The 16,834-nt window shown below is 67.8% G+C and carries 18 protein-coding genes; 6 read left to right on the forward strand and 12 right to left on the reverse strand.

Annotated features, from left to right (window positions below; genetic code table 11):
• Nucleotides 1–8: 8 nt before the first annotated feature.
• From LRS53_RS06020 to LRS53_RS06040, 5 genes are read right to left on the reverse strand one after another with little or no spacing between them, the layout of a single operon-like run.
• The gene (locus tag LRS53_RS06020; RefSeq protein ID WP_231355293.1) at nucleotides 9–971 is read right to left on the reverse strand and encodes an ABC transporter ATP-binding protein; all 963 of its coding nucleotides are present in this window, start codon (nucleotides 969–971) and stop codon (nucleotides 9–11) included.
• Nucleotides 968–1,963, reverse strand: a complete 996-nt coding sequence (locus LRS53_RS06025) for an ABC transporter ATP-binding protein (protein WP_231355294.1) — start codon at nucleotides 1,961–1,963, stop codon at nucleotides 968–970. The genes LRS53_RS06020 and LRS53_RS06025 overlap by 4 nt, the downstream gene beginning before the upstream one ends.
• A 14-nt stretch (nucleotides 1,964–1,977) precedes the next feature.
• Complete coding sequence (locus LRS53_RS06030; protein ID WP_231355295.1) at nucleotides 1,978–2,880, reverse strand: ABC transporter permease; 903 nt, start codon at nucleotides 2,878–2,880, stop codon at nucleotides 1,978–1,980.
• A gap of 8 nt (nucleotides 2,881–2,888) precedes the next feature.
• Nucleotides 2,889–3,806 (reverse strand): ABC transporter permease, encoded by a 918-nt coding sequence (locus LRS53_RS06035; RefSeq protein ID WP_231355296.1) that lies wholly within the window; start codon nucleotides 3,804–3,806, stop codon nucleotides 2,889–2,891.
• Between the two features lie 48 nt (nucleotides 3,807–3,854).
• Nucleotides 3,855–5,375, reverse strand: coding sequence for an ABC transporter substrate-binding protein (locus LRS53_RS06040; protein WP_231355297.1), 1,521 nt, complete (start codon nucleotides 5,373–5,375; stop codon nucleotides 3,855–3,857).
• Between the two features lie 171 nt (nucleotides 5,376–5,546).
• Between LRS53_RS06040 and LRS53_RS06045 the strand changes: the two genes are divergently transcribed.
• The 5 genes from LRS53_RS06045 to LRS53_RS06065 all read left to right on the forward strand — a co-directional run bounded on the left by LRS53_RS06045 (nucleotide 5,547) and on the right by LRS53_RS06065 (nucleotide 9,323).
• A complete protein-coding gene (locus LRS53_RS06045; protein ID WP_231355298.1) occupies nucleotides 5,547–6,452 on the forward strand; it encodes a LysR family transcriptional regulator in 906 nt (301 codons plus the stop codon).
• A 44-nt stretch (nucleotides 6,453–6,496) separates the two neighbouring features.
• Complete coding sequence (locus LRS53_RS06050; protein ID WP_331275292.1) at nucleotides 6,497–6,631, forward strand: hypothetical protein; 135 nt, start codon at nucleotides 6,497–6,499, stop codon at nucleotides 6,629–6,631.
• A 161-nt stretch (nucleotides 6,632–6,792) separates the two neighbouring features.
• Nucleotides 6,793–8,118: a tetratricopeptide repeat protein gene (locus LRS53_RS06055; protein WP_231355299.1), complete on the forward strand. Its 1,326-nt coding sequence runs from the start codon at nucleotides 6,793–6,795 to the stop codon at nucleotides 8,116–8,118.
• A 99-nt stretch (nucleotides 8,119–8,217) separates the two neighbouring features.
• Nucleotides 8,218–8,622, forward strand: a complete 405-nt coding sequence (locus LRS53_RS06060) for an antitoxin Xre-like helix-turn-helix domain-containing protein (protein ID WP_017640167.1) — start codon at nucleotides 8,218–8,220, stop codon at nucleotides 8,620–8,622.
• The gene (locus LRS53_RS06065) at nucleotides 8,616–9,323 is read left to right on the forward strand and encodes an RES family NAD+ phosphorylase (RefSeq protein ID WP_231355300.1); all 708 of its coding nucleotides are present in this window, start codon (nucleotides 8,616–8,618) and stop codon (nucleotides 9,321–9,323) included. The genes LRS53_RS06060 and LRS53_RS06065 overlap by 7 nt, the downstream gene beginning before the upstream one ends.
• A gap of 15 nt (nucleotides 9,324–9,338) precedes the next feature.
• Here LRS53_RS06065 and LRS53_RS06070 read toward each other — a convergent pair whose 3' ends face one another.
• The 4 genes from LRS53_RS06070 to LRS53_RS06085 are packed head-to-tail and all read right to left on the reverse strand — an operon-like array spanning nucleotide 9,339 to nucleotide 13,676.
• Complete coding sequence (locus tag LRS53_RS06070) at nucleotides 9,339–10,706, reverse strand: glutamine synthetase family protein (protein WP_231355301.1); 1,368 nt, start codon at nucleotides 10,704–10,706, stop codon at nucleotides 9,339–9,341.
• The gene (locus LRS53_RS06075) at nucleotides 10,703–12,103 is read right to left on the reverse strand and encodes an aspartate aminotransferase family protein (RefSeq protein WP_231355302.1); all 1,401 of its coding nucleotides are present in this window, start codon (nucleotides 12,101–12,103) and stop codon (nucleotides 10,703–10,705) included. Before LRS53_RS06075 ends, LRS53_RS06070 begins: the two co-directional genes overlap by 4 nt.
• Before the next feature lie 39 nt (nucleotides 12,104–12,142).
• Entirely contained in the window at nucleotides 12,143–12,898 is a 756-nt protein-coding gene (locus tag LRS53_RS06080) for an SDR family NAD(P)-dependent oxidoreductase (protein WP_231355303.1), read from the reverse strand.
• Nucleotide 12,899: 1 nt separating this feature from the next.
• Nucleotides 12,900–13,676 (reverse strand): SDR family NAD(P)-dependent oxidoreductase, encoded by a 777-nt coding sequence (locus tag LRS53_RS06085; RefSeq protein ID WP_231355304.1) that lies wholly within the window; start codon nucleotides 13,674–13,676, stop codon nucleotides 12,900–12,902.
• Nucleotides 13,677–13,762: 86 nt separating this feature from the next.
• Between LRS53_RS06085 and LRS53_RS06090 the strand changes: the two genes are divergently transcribed.
• Nucleotides 13,763–14,659 (forward strand): LysR family transcriptional regulator, encoded by an 897-nt coding sequence (locus LRS53_RS06090; protein WP_231355305.1) that lies wholly within the window; start codon nucleotides 13,763–13,765, stop codon nucleotides 14,657–14,659.
• 5 nt (nucleotides 14,660–14,664) lie between these two features.
• On the opposite strand, the gene LRS53_RS06095 is transcribed toward LRS53_RS06090, so the two are convergent.
• Genes LRS53_RS06095 through LRS53_RS06105 form a run of 3 tightly spaced genes read right to left on the reverse strand, consistent with a single transcriptional unit; the run spans nucleotide 14,665 to nucleotide 16,834 of the window.
• Nucleotides 14,665–15,276 carry an RraA family protein gene (locus tag LRS53_RS06095; RefSeq protein ID WP_231355306.1) on the reverse strand — a complete coding sequence of 204 codons (612 nt, stop codon included), beginning with the start codon at nucleotides 15,274–15,276 and terminating at the stop codon, nucleotides 14,665–14,667.
• Nucleotides 15,261–16,046, reverse strand: a complete 786-nt coding sequence (locus LRS53_RS06100) for an IucA/IucC family C-terminal-domain containing protein (protein WP_231355307.1) — start codon at nucleotides 16,044–16,046, stop codon at nucleotides 15,261–15,263. Before LRS53_RS06100 ends, LRS53_RS06095 begins: the two co-directional genes overlap by 16 nt.
• The gene (locus LRS53_RS06105; RefSeq protein WP_231355308.1) at nucleotides 16,037–16,834 is read right to left on the reverse strand and encodes an ABC transporter ATP-binding protein; all 798 of its coding nucleotides are present in this window, start codon (nucleotides 16,832–16,834) and stop codon (nucleotides 16,037–16,039) included. Before LRS53_RS06105 ends, LRS53_RS06100 begins: the two co-directional genes overlap by 10 nt.

The following is a 16,834-nucleotide window of genomic DNA, read 5'->3' on the forward strand; positions in this document are numbered from 1 at the left end:
CTCCGGGGTCAGGCGGGTTCTGGCAGGTGGCAGCGCTTGCTGCCGCCGGGGATGGTTTCGCGTTCCGGATAGCGCTCGGCGCAGGGGCCGAAGCAGCGCGGGCAGCGGGGATGGAAGGCGCAGCCGCTGGACGGCGAGATGGGATTGAGAAAGCTGCCACCCAGGCCCAGCGCCGGGAGCCCCAGCGCCGGATCCGGGGTGAGCACCGCATCCAGCAGCGCCCTGGTATAGGGATGCGCCGGCTGGGCGAACAACGCCGCCCGCTCGCGCTCCTCGACGATCTTGCCGAGGTACATCACCGCCACCCGGTCGGCCAGGTGTTCCACCACCGCCAGGTTGTGGCTGATGAGCAGATAGGTCAGGCCGAATTCACGCTTGAGTTCCAGCAGCAGGTTGAGGATCTGCGCCTGCACCGAGACGTCCAGCGCCGAGGTGGGTTCGTCGCAGATCAGCACGTCCGGGCGCATCACCAGGGCGCGGGCGATGGCCACCCGCTGGCGCTGGCCGCCACTGAGCTGGCCGGGATGGCTGTCGGCGGCGCGCCGTGGCAAACCCACCACGTCGAGCATCTCGGCGACCCGCCGTTGCTGTTCAGCAGCTGAGCCCAGGCCATGCACCTTGAGCGGCAGCGTCACGATCTCGCGCACCGTCTTGCGCGGATTGAGCGATGAATAAGGGTCCTGGAAGATCGGCTGGATGTGCCGGGCCATGCGCTTGCGATCCACTCCGCGCAAGTGCTCACCACCCACCAGGATGTCGCCGCTGGTAGGCGCCAGCAGCCCCAGCAGCAGCTTGGCCAGGGTGCTCTTGCCGCACCCCGATTCCCCGACCAGACCCAGGGTCTCGCCGCGATAGAGCCGTAACGAAATGCCATCCACCGCCTTGAGGGTGGCCGGCGGGCGGAACAGGCCGCGACCCAGGGTGAATTCGCGGCGGATGTCGCACAGTTCCAGGGCGATCTCGCGGCTCATCGCACACCTCCGACCCGGCGCAGGGGTTCGCTGGGCAGGGCGAAGTGGCAACGCGCCAGGTGCGCGCCCTCCTCCAGCAACGGCACGCTGTCGGCGCAGGCCGCCACCGCCTGCGGGCATCTGTTGCGAAAGGCGCAGCCGTGCTGTTCGCCGACTAGGCTGGGGACCAGGCCGGGGATGGCGCCCAGCGGCTGCCCGGGACGGGTCCGGCCCGGTACCGGGATGCTCGCCAGCAGCCCACGGGTATAGGGGTGTCGGGGGGCGGCGAACAGTTCGGCGGCCGGTGCCTGCTCGACGATCTGGCCGGCATACATCACCGCCACCCGGTCGGCGATGCGCGCTACCAGGCCCAGATCGTGGGTGATGAAGACGATGGCCGTACCGAATTCCCGCTGCAGGTCGCGCAGCAGGTGCAGGATCTGCGCCTGGATGGTGACGTCCAGCGCCGTGGTGGGCTCGTCGGCGATGATGAGGTCCGGCTCGCACAGCAGCGCCATGGCGATCACCACCCGCTGGCGCAACCCGCCGCTGAGCTGGTGCGGATACTGGCGCAGGCGCTCGCCAGCGTTGCTGATGCCGACCTTTTCCAGCATGGCCTCCGCGCCTGCCCAGGCGGCCTTGCGATCCAGCCTGCGGTGGCGCCGCAGCACCTCGGCGAGCTGGTCGCCGATGCTGTAGGCCGGATTGAGGGCGGTCATGGGTTCCTGGAAGATCATCGCCAGGCGATTGCCGCGCAGGTCGCGCATGCCCCTTTCACCCAGGGTCAGCAGGTCGTGTTCGCCCAGCATCAGCCGCGCCGCCTGGCGCCGGGCCTGGCGCGGCAGGAGGTCCATCAGCGCCAGGGAGGTGAGCGACTTGCCGCAGCCGGATTCGCCCACCAGGCAGAGCATCTCGCCCCGCTCCACCTGCAGGTCCAGGCCGCGCACGGCGTGCAGGGTGTCCTCCCCCAGGGGGATGTCGATGCGCAGGTCTCTTACGTCGAGCAGTGCCATGGTTAGTCCTCCGCTTAGTTGCGCCCGCTGGGCGCGGCCAGATCCCGGATACCGTCACCCACCAGGTTGATGGCCAGCACCAGCAGCATCAGGGCGCCGCCGGGGATGGCGATCACCCAGGGCGAAAAGAACATGTAGGGCTTGCCTTCGGCGATCATCAGGCCCCAGGACGGCAACGGCGGCTGCACGCCCACGCCGAGAAAGGACAGGGTCGCCTCCAGCAGGATGGCGTGGGCCATCTCCAGGGTGATCACCACGATCAGCGCCCCCAGCACATTGGGCAGGATCTCGCCGACGATGACCCGCCAGGGTGAACAGCCCAGCGCCTGGGCGGCGGCGACGTATTCGGCGTCGCGGATCTGCTGCACGGCGGCGCGCACCACCACGGCGAAGCGATCCCACAGCAGGCAGCCGAGCAGGATCACCACCACCTGCAGCGAGCCACCTACCAGGGAGGCGGCGGCCAGGGCCACCATCACCACCGGCAGGGACAGGCGGGTGGTCACCAGGTAGCTCACCAGGGCGTCGACCTTGCCGCCGTAGTAGCCAGCCAACACCCCGAGCAAGGTGCCGATGGCGCCGGAGATGAGCGCCGCGGCAAGGCCGATGAACAGCGAGATGCGTGCGCCATAGAGCAGCCGAGAGAGATAGTCGCGACCGAGCTTGTCGGTGCCCAGCGGATGGGCCCAGGTGCCCTTGGCCATCCATACCGGTGGTTTCATCCGCTGCATCACATCCTGGGCATAGGGGTCGTGGGGCGCCAGCCAGGGCGCGGCCAGGGCGGCGAAGACGATGACGACGAGCAGTACGGCGCCGAGGGCGAAGCCGCGGTGGCCGAACCAGCGGCGCAGCTGGCGACCCAGGGTCGGACGCGGGGGCAGATAGTCGTCGAGCACGAAGGGATTGGCGACGGTCATGGGGCCTCCTAGCGCACGCGAATGCGCGGGTCGAGCAAGGCGTTGAGCAGATCGGCCAGCAGCGTCAGCACGATGTAGATCAACGCGATCAAGAGGACGATGGCCTGCACCACCGGGAAGTCGTTGCGGGCGATGGCGTCCCAGGCCAGCTGGCCGATGCCCTGCAGGGAGAACACCGCCTCGATCACCACCGAGCCGCCCAGCATGAAGCCGAACTCCACGGCGGCCAGGGCCACCACCGGGATCAGCGCATTGCGCAGGGCGTGCTTGAACAGCACCCGCGCCGGACTCAGGCCCTTGGCCCGGGCGGTGCGGATGTAGTCGGCGCCCAGCACATCGAGCATCCCGGCACGGGTCAGGCGCATCAGCGAGGGGGTGGCGTAGTAGCCCAGGGCGACCGCCGGCAGGATGAAGTGCTGCCAGGTGGTGTTGCCAGATACCGGTAGCCACTTCAGGGTCACCGAAAAGATGACTATCAGCACCAGGGCGAACCAGAAGCTGGGCATGGCCTGGCCGAAGGTCGCCAGGGTCAGCGCCAGCCGGTCGATCCAGGTGTCGCGCTTGACCGCGGCCAGCACCCCGAGCGGGATGGCGATGAGCAGCGCCACCAGCAGCGCGATGGCGCCCAGGGTCAGGGTGATGGGCAGGCGACTGGCGATGAGATCCCGTACCGACTCCTGGAAGAAGAACGACTGCCCCAGGTCCAGCCGCAGCAACTGCCCGACCCACTCGACGTACTGGGTCGCCAGGGGCTTGTCGAGTCCGTGTTGATGACGCACCACCTCGATCTGTTCGGCGGTGGCCTCGGGGCCAGCGATGGCGGTGGCCAGATCGCCGGATAGGTGCAGCAGGAAGAAGCTGATGAGGGAAACGGTAAAAGCCACGGCCAGGGCGATACCCAGGCGGCGCAGGAGGTATGCGGACATGCTCAGCTCCTCGGCTAGGGGCGCCCCCGTGCGGGGCGCCGGGACGGATCAGTTCCAGTGGGCCAGGGCGAATCGCGGCAACTCGTCCGGATAGGGCTGGAAGGCCAGGTCCGAGGTGAAGGCGTAGTTGATGGAATAATTGAACACCGGTGCCCAGTAGGCCTGCTCGGCGATCCGCTGCAGCGCCTTGCGGTAGTTCTCCTTGCGCACGGCCGGGTCCATGGCGGTGTCGGCCACCTTGAGCCAGTCGATCACCTGGGGATCCTTGGCCACGTCGTCGGCATTGCCCTTGAAATACACGCCGGTGGCCGCCGAGGCGTCGGCGATGGAGAAAGAGCCCCAGGCGAGAAAGGCCATGGGCACCTTGCCGGCGCGCTGCTGGTCGCGCAGGGCGGCGTATTTCAGATAGCGCAGCTTGGCGTCGATGCCCACCGCGCGCAGGTCACCGATCAGCGCCTCCACCACGTCGCGATCCCGGTAGGCGAAGATCTCGGTGCTGAAGCCGTTGGGATAGCCGGCGGCCTTGAGCAGCGCCTTGGCCTTGGCCGGGTCGTAGGCATAGCCCGGCACCGCCTTGGCATCGCAGCCGAATTGCTCCGGATAGCAGGCCACCTGCAGCGGCTGGCTGCCGCCTCCCATGAGCTGACTGGCGATGGCCTGGCGGTTGATCGCGTAGTTGACCGCCTGGCGCACCTCGGCCTTGGCAAAGGGTGAATCCGGGCTGGAGGCGCCTTGGGCGTCCATGCTGAGGAAGCCGATCCTCATGCTGGCGCCGCTCTCCACGGAGAGGTTGGGCGCGGCCTTGAGTTGCTCGGCCTGGTCCGGCGCCACGCGCCAGGCCCAGTCGATGCCACCAGTCATTAGCTCGGCGAGCCGGGTCTCGGCGTCGGGGATGACGCGGAACTGGATGTGGCCGATGCGTGGCTGACCCTGGGGACTGTCCTTGAAGTAGTCCGGATTGCGCTCAAGCGTTACCCCCTGGCCGCTGGTGACCGCGACGATGCGATAGGGCCCGGTACCCACCGGCTTTTGCGCGAAGCCCGCGAGACCAACCTTCTGGAAGTACTTGCCGGGATAGATGGGCAAGGGATTGGCCAGGTATTCCAGCGCGGCGGGAAACGGCTGCTTGAGGTGCAGGCGAACCTTGTATTCGCCCAGCTTCTCGGCGCTCTTTATCCAGTTGACGTTCTGCTGGGTGACCACCTTGCCTTCGGGCGAGGCCACGTAGTTGAAGGTGAAGACCACGTCGTCGGCGGTGAAGGGATCGCCGTTGTGGAAGGTCACGCCCTGGCGCAGAGCGAAGTCGAGGGTCAGCGGATCGACCTGCTGCCAGCCGGTAGCCAGCATCGGCCGGTATTCACCGGTCTGGGGATCGCGGTAGATCAGGGTGTCCCAGGCCAGGTGGGCGAGGATGACGCCTTCACGGGCATCGTTGTGATAGGGGCTGACGTTCTCGGGCTCGGTATCCGAGGCGTAGACCAGAGTGTCGTTGGCCTTGCCGGCGAAAGCCTGGCCCTGGGCCAGGAAGAGGGAAAACGCGATGCCACAAGCGAAACCTTTGAGTCCCATGCCGTCTGTCTCCGGGGCGGTGGTTGGTCAAAGGCAGGTCCGCGAAGCGCGGGGAAGGAAGTCTTGCTGAAGCCTGTTATTGGTCTCTTGACCCGACTCTAGGTCTTGCCATCCCATGCCACAAGCAGAATATTTAGATGCAAGCCATGCTTTTTCGGCAAAGGAGGCCCCATGCAGCCCTACGGAATCCAGTCCACCGCCCTGCGCTATTTCCTCGAGGTGGTGCGCTGCGGCTCCATCAGCGAAGCCTCCCAACGGCTCAATGTCGCGGCCAGTGCCGTGAGTCGCCAGATCGCCAAGCTGGAACGCGAACTGGAGACACCGCTGCTCGAACGTCGCGCTCGCGGGGTGGTGCCCAGCGCCGCCGGCGAGCGTCTGGCGGTGCATGCGCGCAAGGCGCAGCTGGCCAGCGAGCAGGTGGCGGCCGAACTGCGCGGCCTCGCCGACCTGCGCCGCGGCCAGGTGCGTCTGGCCACCACCGAAGGCTTTTCGCTGGACTTCCTGCCCGAGGTCATCGTTGCCTTTCGCCAGGGCTATGCCGGTATCCACTTTTCCCTGGAGGTCTGCGCGCCGGCGGCGGTCACGCGCCAGGTCCAGGAAGGCGATGCCGACCTGGGCCTCACCTTCAGCCTCAGGCCTGAGCCGGACATCAGCGTCGACGCCACCTTGAGTGGCGCCATCGAGGCGGTGGTGGCGCCCGAACATCCCCTCGCCGGCCGTACCGCGCTGACCCTGGCCGATCTACAGCCCTTTCCGCTGGCGCTGCCAATGCCCGATACCACGGTGCGGCAGCTGTTCGACATCTGCTGTGGCGTCCAGGGACTCTCCTTCGAGCCGGTGCTGGTAAGCAACAACATGCAGGCGCTCTATCGCTTCGCCGCCCTGGGCGGCGGCGTGGCGCTCTCCAGCGAACTGAGCCTGCGTAGCCGACTGCGCGAAGGCCAACTGGTGGCCCTGCCCCTACTGGACGAAGGTCTGGCCGCGCGGCGGATCGAATTGCAGAGCATGGCGGGCCGCGAATTGCCGCCGGCGGTGAATGCCTTTCGCCAGGCGCTCATCGGGGCGCTGGGGCGCTGAGTCAGAGCGGTGCACCATGACACTGGGCGACCGCGTGGAAGGTGATGGAGCGTTGGCAAGGTGTCTACGGCACCCGTGGACCCGGGCCCTACAGCATCCTGGAGGCGGATCCGCGGATCACCGCCATGTTGATCCATAGCGATCTCGGCATGAGCATCGGCCAGGCGCTGGGGGAGTGAACGATCGCCGCATTGTTCTGAGGAGCCTGGGGATATGAGGATCTTTCACGCCTTGCAGGAATGAGCTGCAGTACCCTTCGGGCGCCGGGCCTGCTATCTAGGCAGCATGAACCGTCTCGGCATGCTGCCGAAGACCCCCGCTCCTCTAGTCCAAGTTGAAAATGCCTTCCTTTCACACCGACCGCTACGACCTCCCCCTCTCTACCTCTTCCGCCCACGCCGCCGAGCGCTACCAGGCCGGTGTCGATCTGCTGCTATCGCTCTGGCCGGGGGCGGCCGAGGCGCTGGACGAGGCCATCGCCGCCGATCCTGATTTCGCCCTGGCGCTTGCAGCGCGGGCGCGGCTGCAGCTGATCGACAACCAGGCCGGCGCCGCCCGGGAGGCCATCGTGCGGGCGCAGCGGCTGGTCGAGCGGCGCGGCACGGAGCGCGAGTACAGCCATGTGCAGGTCCTGCAGCGACTGATCGCCGGTGAATCCGCCCAGGCGCTGCAAGGCGCGCTGGCGCATGCCGACCGCTGGCCGCGGGACATCCTGATCCTGGGCTTGCCCCTGGGTGCTTTCGGTCTGTTGGCATTTTCCGGGCGGGCCGATCACGATCAGGCGCGGGTCGACCTCTGCGAGCGCCATGCCCGTCATTTCGCCGCGGATGACTGGTGGTTCCTGACCTACCGCGGCTGGTCCCTGGGCGAGAACGGCGAGGTGGTGCGGGGCCGTACGCTCACCGAGCGGGCGCTGGAGCTACGCCGCCACAACGTCAATGCAGCCCATGCCCTGACCCATGTCCTGCACGAATCCGGCGACAGCCCGGCCGCGCAAGCCTTGATCGCTGGTTGGCTGCCCGAGTACCCGCGCCATGGCACCCTGCATGGCCATATCGCCTGGCACGGCGCCCTGGTGGCCCTCGAACAGGGCGACAGCCAGGGCGCGCTGGACCTCTATCAGCGCTTCGTAGCGCCAGCCGCGTCCACCGCCGGTCCGCTCAACCGGGTCAGCGACAACGCTTCCTTTCTCTGGCGCCTGGGGCTTTATGGCCACGAGGTGCCCGCCGACCTCTGGCAGGCCACCGCGGCCAGTGCGTCCGGGCTGTTCCAGCAACCGGGACTGGCTTTCGCTGACGTCCATATGGCCCTGATCGCCGCGGCGACCGGGGATCGGCAGGCGCTGGAAGAACGCGTGGCCGGACTCGAAGCCCGCCTGTGCGACGGCACTCTTTCCGCCGGACCGGTCGTCCCCCTGCTCTGCCGCGCCTTGCTGGCCTTCGCCGACGAGGACTATGACGGCTGCGCCCAGCTGCTGGAGCCGGTGCGCGCGGAGGTTGCCCGCATCGGCGGCAGTGGTGCCCAGCGCGAGGTCATCGAAGACACCCTGCTGGTCGCCCTGCTGCGCGGGGGTGAACACACCAGGGCAGGCGCACTGCTGGACGAGCGCCTGCACCGGCGGCCTTCGACCCGCGATCGGCACTGGCGGGCCAGCCTTGCATCCTGATCCGGAATGGTCACGGACTACCCGGTGATCAGTTTTACCGCACCTCTTTATCTGTAGACGCAATTTCAATATATTTGCATCTACAGATTGGAGAGTCCTATGTCCCAGGTCGTTGCCGTTGAGCAGTTTTCGAAAAGCCAGAGCACGGCCGGCCTACGGGCAGCGCTCAACATTCTGGATAGATGGCAGGCCTCCAGTGAGCAGAGTTGCCGCATCTTGCGCATCTCGCGCAGCACCTACACCCGGGCGTTGCAGCGGGAAGGTAACTGGGCGGTGAGTCTGGATGCCGATCAGCTCCAGCGTGTCAGCCTGGTGCTGAACATGCATTCCGCGCTACGCCTGGTCTTCGACAACCCGGAAAACGTCTACGGCTTCGTCGCCATGGCCAATCACAATGAGTTCTTCAATGGCCGTTCGCCTCTGGAGATCATGGCCCAGGGCGACATGATCTCGCTCTATGAGACCTTCCGGCGTATCGACGTCCTGCGCGGTGCCGGATGGTGAAGCTGGAAGACCTGCCTCTGCTCGCGGATGAGCGGCTACAGGGGCATCGCCTGATCAACTCCAAATTTCCGCCAATCGACCTGTTCGACGATGTCGCCAATGCCGAGGACTTCGCGGCGCTGCACCAGTTGCAGACTCTGACCAACCCGCGACTGCAGAACGAGCTAGGGCGTCTGGAGCTGATCCCCCTGGCACAGATCCCCTTCGGTATCTCTGGCTGCTCCTATGCCGTGGCACCTTTCACCCATGTAAATCCCGCAGGGTCTCGCTTCAGTGATGGCAGCTTTGGCGTTCTCTACCTGGCCGACCATCCCGATACCGCCCTTGCCGAGGTTCGCTATCATCAGCAAGCGTACTGGTCGAAGGTGCCCGCGCTGAAATACGAGCGGTTCGTCTTCCGCAATCTTTCGGTGGGCTTCTCTGAAAAGGGCTTCCGCGATGCCCTGGTGCTGGAAGCGACCGATGCCCTCTACCACCCCGCAGACTACGGCGCGGCGCGTAGTCTTGGCGCCGCCGCCAAACGCGCCGGCTGCCCAGGCCTGCGCTATCGCTCGGTGCGGCGTCCCGGCAACCACTGCTGGGCATTGCTGACCCCAGGACGGATCAGTGCGGTGGTCCAGGCGGCGCCGGTTGAGATGATCTGGAACGGCGGCATCATCAGCGTCAATCGCATCAGCGCCGTGCCGGGCGAGCCGAACTGATCAGGTAGCGCCCCCTCAGGCGTGGGTCAGATACCACCGCCAGTCCTGCTCCCCCACCTCGGCCATGAATTGCCGGTATTCCGCGCGCTTGATGGCGAGGTAGACCTCGATGAACCGCTCCCCCAGCGCCTCCTTGATCCACGCAGAGCGCTCCAGCGCCTGCAGCGCGGTCAGCCAGTCGGTGGGCAGCAGGTCGGTGGCCTGCTCGTAGCCATTGCCGACGATGGCGGGTCCCGGGTCACGCTCGTCACGGATGCCTTCGTGGATGGCGGCGAGGATGGCCGCGGCGGCCAGATAGGGATTGGCATCGGCGCCGCAGATGCGGTGTTCGATATGGCGACTGCTGGCCGGACCGCCGGGCACGCGCAGGGACACGCTGCGGTTGTTGACCCCCCAGCTCTTGGCCAGCGGCGCATAGCTGTTGGCCTGGAAACGGCGGTAGGAGTTGGCGTTGGGACAGAAGATCGCCAGGGCATCCAGCATCCGGTGCTGCATGCCGCCGATGGAATGGCGCAGCAGCGGCGTGCCTTGCGGGTCCTCGCTGGCATAGAGGTTGTTGCCCTCGGTATCAGCCAGGCTGACATGCAGGTGCAGGCCACTGCCGGCCTGGTCGCCGAAGGGCTTGGCCATGAAGCAAGCCTGTAGGCCGTGGCGGTTGGCCACGCCCTTGACCAGGCGCTTGTAGCGAACGCCTTCGTCGATGGCCTGCAGGGCGTCGAAACGGTGTAGCAGGGTCAGTTCGAGCTGGCCGGGGGCGTATTCGGAGATGGCCGTGCGCACCGGCAGGCCCTGCACCTCACAGGCAGCGTAGAGGTCATCGAGAAAGGGCTGCAGCTGCTCCAGTTCGTAGACCCCATAGACCTGCGGCGAGCCGGGTCGCACGCCATTCATCTGCAGCGCCGGTTGCGGACGGCCTTGGGCGTCGCGGGTGCGGTCGAGCAGATAGAACTCCAGCTCCACCGCCATCACCGGCTGGAAGCCGTCGGCCTGCAGCCGCTCGATCACCAGCACCAGGGCATGCCGGGGATCGGCGGGCGTAGCCGGCAGCCCCTGGGTCGGGTGCATGCTCACCTGCACCTGGCCGGTCGGGGTGCTGCGCCAGGGTTGCAGGGTCAGGCTGCCGGGCAACGGATAGGTCCAGCAATCGACATCGGCGACCTCCCAGACCAGGCCGGTGGCTTCGACGTCTTCCCCCTGCAGGGTCAGCGCCAGGATGGAGCTGGGCAGCGGCCGGCCCTCCTCGTAGATGGCCAGCAATTCGTCACGGTGCAGCAGCTTGCCGCGGGGCACGCCATTGGCATCGATCAGCATGAGTTCGATGCTGCGCACCTCGGGGTGGGCGGCGAGGAAGTCGCGGGCTTCCTGGGCGTCGGCGAAGTTCATGGCTGACACTCCCGGGCGCCGGGCAGCGCCAGGAGTTCGCCGAGGCCCTGGTCGAGGGTGGCGAGCAGCAGATCGACGTCCGCCGCCTGGAGATCCGGGCAGCACAGGGTCATGTTGTGGAAGGGCGTGATGAGGATGCCCCGGTTGATCAGATAGAGGTGCAGCGCCTGCTGCAGGCTGTCATGGAAGGCGGCTTCCGCCTCGGCGCCGGTGGTGGGCGGCGTGGCGCAGAACTGGAATTCGCAGCGGGCGCCCAGCTCCGTCACCGACCAGGCCAGGCCATGGCGGGCGATCACCGCGCGCAGACCGGCGGCCAGTCGCGCTGCCATCGGCAGCATCCGTTCGTAGGCGGCCGGGGTCATCACCTCTTCCAGGTTGACTCTCAGGCAGCGCATCGCCAGGGCATTGGCTGACAGCGTGGTGCCCATGCCGCTGTGCCCATGGCCGTGGCTGGTCTCGCTGGCGTGCTGCTGCGCCAGGCGCATGGCCTGGGCCATCTCGTGGCTGCAGCCATAGGCCGCACAGGGTACGCCCCCGGCGATGGGTTTGCCGAAGGTGATGAAATCCGGCTGCAGATTCCAGGTGCGGGTACAGCCGCCGGGGCCGGTGGACAGGGTATGGGTCTCGTCGATGATCAGCAGGGTGCCGTACTGCCGGGTCAGGGCGCGGACCTGGTCCATGAAGCCCGGGGCGGGCAGCACCATGCCGATATTGGTCATGGCCGGTTCGCAGATCAGCGCGGCGACGTCGCCCTTCGCCAGGGCCGCCTCCAGCGCGGCCAAGTCGTTGAAGGGCACGGCCCGGCTGGTCTCGGCCAGGTTGTGCGCCTGGCCGATCAGGCCGCCGCGGTGCACGGTGCGCCCCTCCTGATGGCGCACCATGACGTCGTCGACGGTGCCGTGGTAGCAGCCGTCGAACACTAGCAGCATCTTGCGATTGGTGATGGCGCGCGCCCAGCGGATGACATAGCGGTTGGCATCGGTGGCGGTGGTCGCCACCTGCCAGAACGGCAGGCCGAAGCGCTCGGCGAGCAACTCCCCGGCGACCACGGCATCCTCGCCGGGCAGCATGGTGGTGAGCCCGCGGGCGCCCTGCTCGGCCAGGGCCCGGGCGATGGGCGCCGGCGAATGGCCGAACATGCTGCCGGTGTCGCCCAGGCAGAAGTCGATGTACTCGTGGCCGTCGACGTCATGGAAGCGCGCACCCTGGGCATGGCTGACGAACAGCGCACTGGGCATCGACCAGTCGTTCATCCAGTGCATGGGCACGCCGCCGAACAGCGAGTGCCGGGCCCGCTCGGCCAGGGCGAGGGATTTGGGATTGCGCGCCAGGAAGCGCTCGCGCTCGGCCGCGACAAAGGTCTGGACGGCGGCTTCGCTGATACCACTGGTGGTCATGTCGGATTCCTCTTGGGGTGGAGGCGGATCGGCCCGGGCTCAGTGCCCGGCTGAGACGCCGCAATCGATGGCCAGGTCCGCGCCGGTGATGGAGCGGGCGGCGGGTTGGCACAGGAAAAAGGCCAGCTCGGCGACCTCTTCGGGCTGGATGAAGCGCGCCTGCTCGCCTTGCGGATACTTCTCCAGCAATTCCTGCAGATAGGCGGCGGGATCGCCATTGCCGTAGCGCTCTGCCTGAAAGCTCAGCATGGGCGTCGCCACATCGCCGGGCGAGAGGCTGTTGCAACGCACCCCGCTGGGGGCCAGATCCAGCGCCAGGGCCTTGGTCATCAGGGTCACCGCGCCCTTGCTGGCGCAGTAGACGGCGGCGTTGCGGTTGCCCTGGCGACCGGCATCGCTGCTCAGGTTGACGATGGCGCCGCGAGTTTCCTGCAGCGCGGGAATGGCCGCGGCGCAGAGAAAGAAGCTGGCCTTGAGATTGACGTCCAGCACCAAGTCGAAGTCTTCCTCGCTAAAGGTTTCCGCCGGGCCTTCGCGCCAGACGCCGGCGCAATTGACCAGGGCGTCGAGTCGACCCAGGCGGTCCAGAACGCGGGCGACCACCTCCCGGCTCGCGCTCGCCTGGCGCAGGTCGGCGGCGTGCTGACCGGCAAGGCGGCCGTCGGCCTGTAGCGTCGCCAGGGCCGCGCCGTCGAGATCGGTGCCAAAGACCCGCCAGCCCGCCTGCAGAAAATGCTCGCGCACCGCTCCCCCGATGCCCCCCAGTACCCCACTGACCAGTACGACCGGCTGCATGTCAGGCCCCCTTGTTTTCGATGCGGCTGTTGCCACCGTCCACCACCAGGTATTCCCCGGTGATGTAGCTGGCCTCGGGCGAAGCCAGGAAGGCCACCGCCGCGGCGACCTCGGCGGGACGACCGGCGCGGCCCACGGGCACCCGGGTCGCGGCCTGCAATTCTTCCGGCAGGCTGGAGGCGGTCTCGATCCAGCCGGGCGCCACGGCGTTGACCGTGATGCCCTGCCCGGCCACCTCCAGCGCCAGACTCATGTTCATGCCGACCATGGCCGCCTTGGCCGCGCTGTAGGCCGCTGCCTGCGGAATGCCCGCCCGGGTGCCGGTGGCGGAACTGACGTGGACGATGCGGCCATAGCCGCGCGCCTGCATGCCGGGCAATACGGCACGGGTCAGCAGGAAGGCCGTGGTCAGGTTGCGCGCCAGGGTCAGATTCCAGTCGGCCAGGGTCATCCGCGCCACCTCGACCAGGGGCTCGGGACTGCCCTGCATGGTCATGCCGGCGTTGTTGATCAGGATGTCGATGCGGCCCCAACGCGCCTCGGCCCACTGGCAGAACTCGCCAACGGTCGCCTCCTCGGTGAGATCCAGCGCCCGCCCTTCAGCGGTGAAGCCGGCAGCGCGCAATTCCGCCACCCGCTCCGCGATCCGGGCACTGCTGGCGGTGACGAGCAACCGTGCCCCCGCCGCGCCCAGGCGGCGGGCGATCGCCATGCCGATGCCGGCTTCGCTGCCGGCACCGCTGATCAGGGCCACCTGGCCCGCCATCGACTCGCTCATCTCGCTGTCTCCATCGTTGTCTGACTGGACTCTAAGCCTGTCTGGCTGATACAAAAAGACGATCGTTATCAGCGAAATTGACAACCATGGCCTTTACCAGCGAAACGCTTCGGGTCTTCCTCGCCGTCATCGACGAGGGCTCCTTTTCCGCGGCGGCTCGCGTCCTGGGGCGGGTGCCGTCAGCGGTGAACATGGCGATCTCCCAGCTGGAGGCCGAACTGGACCTGGTGCTGTTCGATCGCGCCACCCGCAAGGCGCTACCAACGCCTGCGGCCCGTGCCCTCGAACCCCAGGCGCGGCAGGCGGCCAGCCAGCTCACTCTGCTCGACGCCCATGCCCTGCAATTGCACGCCGGGCTGGAACGGCGCTTCGTACTGGTGATGGCGCCGGAGTTGCAGACCGGTGCCTGGAGTCGGCCGCTGGTGACCCTGGCCGACGAATTTCCGGCGCTGGAAATCGAGATCCGCTCGGCGGCGCGCGCCGAGGCGATCCGCCTGCTGCACGAGGGCAGCGTCGACATGGCGCTGATCTTCGAGCGTCCGGGGATCAACGAGCAGGAAGGCTTCGCCGAGGCGGGCAGCCAGTTGCTCACGGCGGTGGCGGCACCTGGCTATCCTGCCTCCCGCCAGGATCGACCTCTGGGCGAAACGCTGATGGCCGATACCCGCCAGATCGTGGTGGCCGGCGGCGACCGCAATGCCTCGGATCCGCAGATCGTGCTGTCGCAACGGGTCTGGCTGACCGACAGCTATCTGGCGACGCTGGACCTGGTGCAGGCCGGGCTGGGCTGGGCCTATCTGCCCCATCCGCTTGTGCGTCCGCTGATCGCCTCCGGCCTGCTCGAACAGGTGCAATTCGACAACATGGCCAGCCAGATCCGTCGCTGGATCGACGTCATCTGGATCAAGAACCGCCCCCAGGGTCTGGGCGCGCGGCGCTATCTGCAGCTCCTGCGCGAGCAGATCGGCGCCAAGCCGGAATAGTAGCCTTAGCGCCCTTCGGTGAGCCGCTGCAGCAGTTGCACACGCCGCGCCTGGTCCGCGGCTTCCTTGGCCTGGGCCAGTGGCAGCAAGGCTGCGGCCCGCGCGGGCGACAGGATGAACAGGCCGTCGTCGTCTCCCAGGGCGAGGTCACCGGGGCAGACGAGCGTCTCGCCGAGCTGGAGTTCGACGTTCAATTCGCCCAGCGCCTCGCCGCCCTGGGTGGTGACGGCGCTGATGCCGCGATGGAAGACCGGCAGACCGAGTTGGCGAAGCGCCTGGATGTCGGTGATGGCGCCGCTCACCACCACCCCGGCCAGGCCCTTGACCAGGGCCGCCAGGGTGCGCAGTTCGCCCCAGCAGGCGCAGTGGGGATCGCCGACGGCCTCGATCACCAGGACGTCGCCCGGGCGGCTGGCGATCAGCGCCTCGCGCAACAGGGCGCCGTGGGGCAAGGGGATGCGTACCGTGACCACCCGGCCCAGCAGGCGCGTGCCGGCTACCGCGGGCTTGAGCTCGGGCAGGTAACCCGTACGTCCGAGATGGCCCAGGGTCGAGGCGGAAATCTCGGCGTAGCCGGCGATCAGCTCGGCGGGTAGCTCGCTCAGGTGGCCGGGCATGCGACCTCCCGCGGACGGATCAACGGACAGTTGGAACAGTATTCGGTGGGCGCCGTCGCCTGATAGTAGAAGCAGCAGGTACGCCGGAAGCGAACGGGACGCCCCACGGTATTCGTCGTTGCAGGCCGGCGGAACTGCGCCAGCGGATTGGTCTCCAGGCCCAGCTCCGCCGGCGTGGCCGCCAGCAGCCAGGCGAAGTCCTCGGCGCAGCGGGCACGAATGGCCGGATCGTCCAGTTCGGCAAGGCGCCGGTCGTACAGCGAATAGAGCCGCACCGCGACGTTTTCCCAGAGGATGCGCGGCGAGACGCGGCCAACCTGCGCCAGGGTCTCCCAGAGCGGCCGCAGCAGCTCGCCGAACAGGGTGCGGGCCAGCAGCGACCGTGCGGTGGCGTGATCCTCCACGGCAGGCAGCGGCCGGGTATCGCTCAGCGGCAGGGCCGATCGCCAGCGTCCCTGGGCATGGCCGTCCTCGATCCAGACATTGCCAGGCGTCAGGTCCAGGCGCCGGTCATAGGCCGACAGGGCGTGGAAGGCCACCCCGGTGATAAGGAAGCCCAGCCGCTTGGTCAGCAGCGACGCCGCGACCCGCCGCGTGGGGGCTTCCATCCGCTCCGCCAGGTCGTCGAGCAACTCGGCGCAGCGCGCGGCGTCCAGCCAGGCGGCGACCGGTTGGCTGTGCTGCCCGTCGCGCTCCCAGGCTTCGCGCAGGCCGAAGGTCTCGCGCAATACCTGCAGGTGTTCAGGCGCCAAGGCAGGCCTCAGGCACATGGCGGTACCTCGCGGCCAAGGGGAATGCACAGCGGCGTGCCGAAATAGGGATCGGCGATGATCCGACATTCCAGGGCGAACACCTCCCGTACCAGGGCTTGCGTCAACACCGCCGCGGGTGCGCCCTGGGCGTAGGCACGCCGCTGGTGGACGGCGACCAGGTGATCGGCGTAGCGGCAGGCGAGATTGAGGTCGTGCAGCACCATGACGATGGTCTTGCCCTCCTCCCGGTTCAGCTGCCGTAACAGGTCCAGCACCTCGATCTGGTGCGCCAGGTCCAGGTAGGTGGTGGGTTCGTCCAGCAGCAGGCAATCGGTATCCTGGGCCAGGGTCAGGGCGATCCAGGCGCGCTGACGCTGACCGCCGGAGAGATCGTCCACCGGCCGCTCCGCCAGCGCCAGCAGGTCGGTGAGGCACAGCGCCTTGTCCACCGCCGCGGCATCGTCCGCCGACCATTGACGCATCCAGTTCTGGTAGGGATAGCGGCCCAGGCTCACCAGCTGCCGCACACTGATGCCCTCGGGCGCCACCGGGGTCTGTGGCAGGACCGCCAATCGCCGGGCCAGGGCGGCGGTGGACTGCCGGTGGATGTCCTGGCCGTCGAGCAGCACCTGGCCCTGGCGCGGCTCCAGCAGCCGGGCGCAGGCCTTGAGCAGGGTGCTCTTGCCGGAGCCGTTGCTGCCGATGAGGACCGAGACCTGGCCCGATGGTAGTTCGAGGTCGAGGGCCTCGATGATGGTCTGGGTGCCGTAGCCGAGGGTCAGGCCGCGGCTGGCCAGGGTTGCCAT

This window comes from Pseudomonas sp. PLB05 (assembly GCF_021106615.1).
Lineage (GTDB): Bacteria > Pseudomonadota > Gammaproteobacteria > Pseudomonadales > Pseudomonadaceae > Chryseomonas > Chryseomonas benzopyrenica.

Excerpts from the sequence above, each read along its gene's own strand:
- LRS53_RS06020 (WP_231355293.1), bottom strand. The coding sequence starts at position 971 with ATGAGCCGCGAGATCGCCCTGGAACTGTGCGACATCCGCCGCGAATTC.
- LRS53_RS06025 (WP_231355294.1), bottom strand. The coding sequence starts at position 1,963 with ATGGCACTGCTCGACGTAAGAGACCTGCGCATCGACATCCCCCTGGGG.
- LRS53_RS06030 (WP_231355295.1), bottom strand. The coding sequence starts at position 2,880 with ATGACCGTCGCCAATCCCTTCGTGCTCGACGACTATCTGCCCCCGCGT.
- LRS53_RS06035 (WP_231355296.1), bottom strand. The coding sequence starts at position 3,806 with ATGTCCGCATACCTCCTGCGCCGCCTGGGTATCGCCCTGGCCGTGGCT.
- LRS53_RS06040 (WP_231355297.1), bottom strand. The coding sequence starts at position 5,375 with ATGGGACTCAAAGGTTTCGCTTGTGGCATCGCGTTTTCCCTCTTCCTG.
- LRS53_RS06045 (WP_231355298.1), top strand. The coding sequence starts at position 5,547 with ATGCAGCCCTACGGAATCCAGTCCACCGCCCTGCGCTATTTCCTCGAG.
- LRS53_RS06050 (WP_331275292.1), top strand. The coding sequence starts at position 6,497 with ATGGAGCGTTGGCAAGGTGTCTACGGCACCCGTGGACCCGGGCCCTAC.
- LRS53_RS06055 (WP_231355299.1), top strand. The coding sequence starts at position 6,793 with ATGCCTTCCTTTCACACCGACCGCTACGACCTCCCCCTCTCTACCTCT.
- LRS53_RS06060 (WP_017640167.1), top strand. The coding sequence starts at position 8,218 with ATGTCCCAGGTCGTTGCCGTTGAGCAGTTTTCGAAAAGCCAGAGCACG.
- LRS53_RS06065 (WP_231355300.1), top strand. The coding sequence starts at position 8,616 with ATGGTGAAGCTGGAAGACCTGCCTCTGCTCGCGGATGAGCGGCTACAG.
- LRS53_RS06070 (WP_231355301.1), bottom strand. The coding sequence starts at position 10,706 with ATGAACTTCGCCGACGCCCAGGAAGCCCGCGACTTCCTCGCCGCCCAC.
- LRS53_RS06075 (WP_231355302.1), bottom strand. The coding sequence starts at position 12,103 with ATGACCACCAGTGGTATCAGCGAAGCCGCCGTCCAGACCTTTGTCGCG.
- LRS53_RS06080 (WP_231355303.1), bottom strand. The coding sequence starts at position 12,898 with ATGCAGCCGGTCGTACTGGTCAGTGGGGTACTGGGGGGCATCGGGGGA.
- LRS53_RS06085 (WP_231355304.1), bottom strand. The coding sequence starts at position 13,676 with ATGAGCGAGTCGATGGCGGGCCAGGTGGCCCTGATCAGCGGTGCCGGC.
- LRS53_RS06090 (WP_231355305.1), top strand. The coding sequence starts at position 13,763 with ATGGCCTTTACCAGCGAAACGCTTCGGGTCTTCCTCGCCGTCATCGAC.
- LRS53_RS06095 (WP_231355306.1), bottom strand. The coding sequence starts at position 15,276 with ATGCCCGGCCACCTGAGCGAGCTACCCGCCGAGCTGATCGCCGGCTAC.
- LRS53_RS06100 (WP_231355307.1), bottom strand. The coding sequence starts at position 16,046 with ATGTGCCTGAGGCCTGCCTTGGCGCCTGAACACCTGCAGGTATTGCGC.
- LRS53_RS06105 (WP_231355308.1), bottom strand. The coding sequence starts at position 16,834 with ATGGCAACCCTGGCCAGCCGCGGCCTGACCCTCGGCTACGGCACCCAG.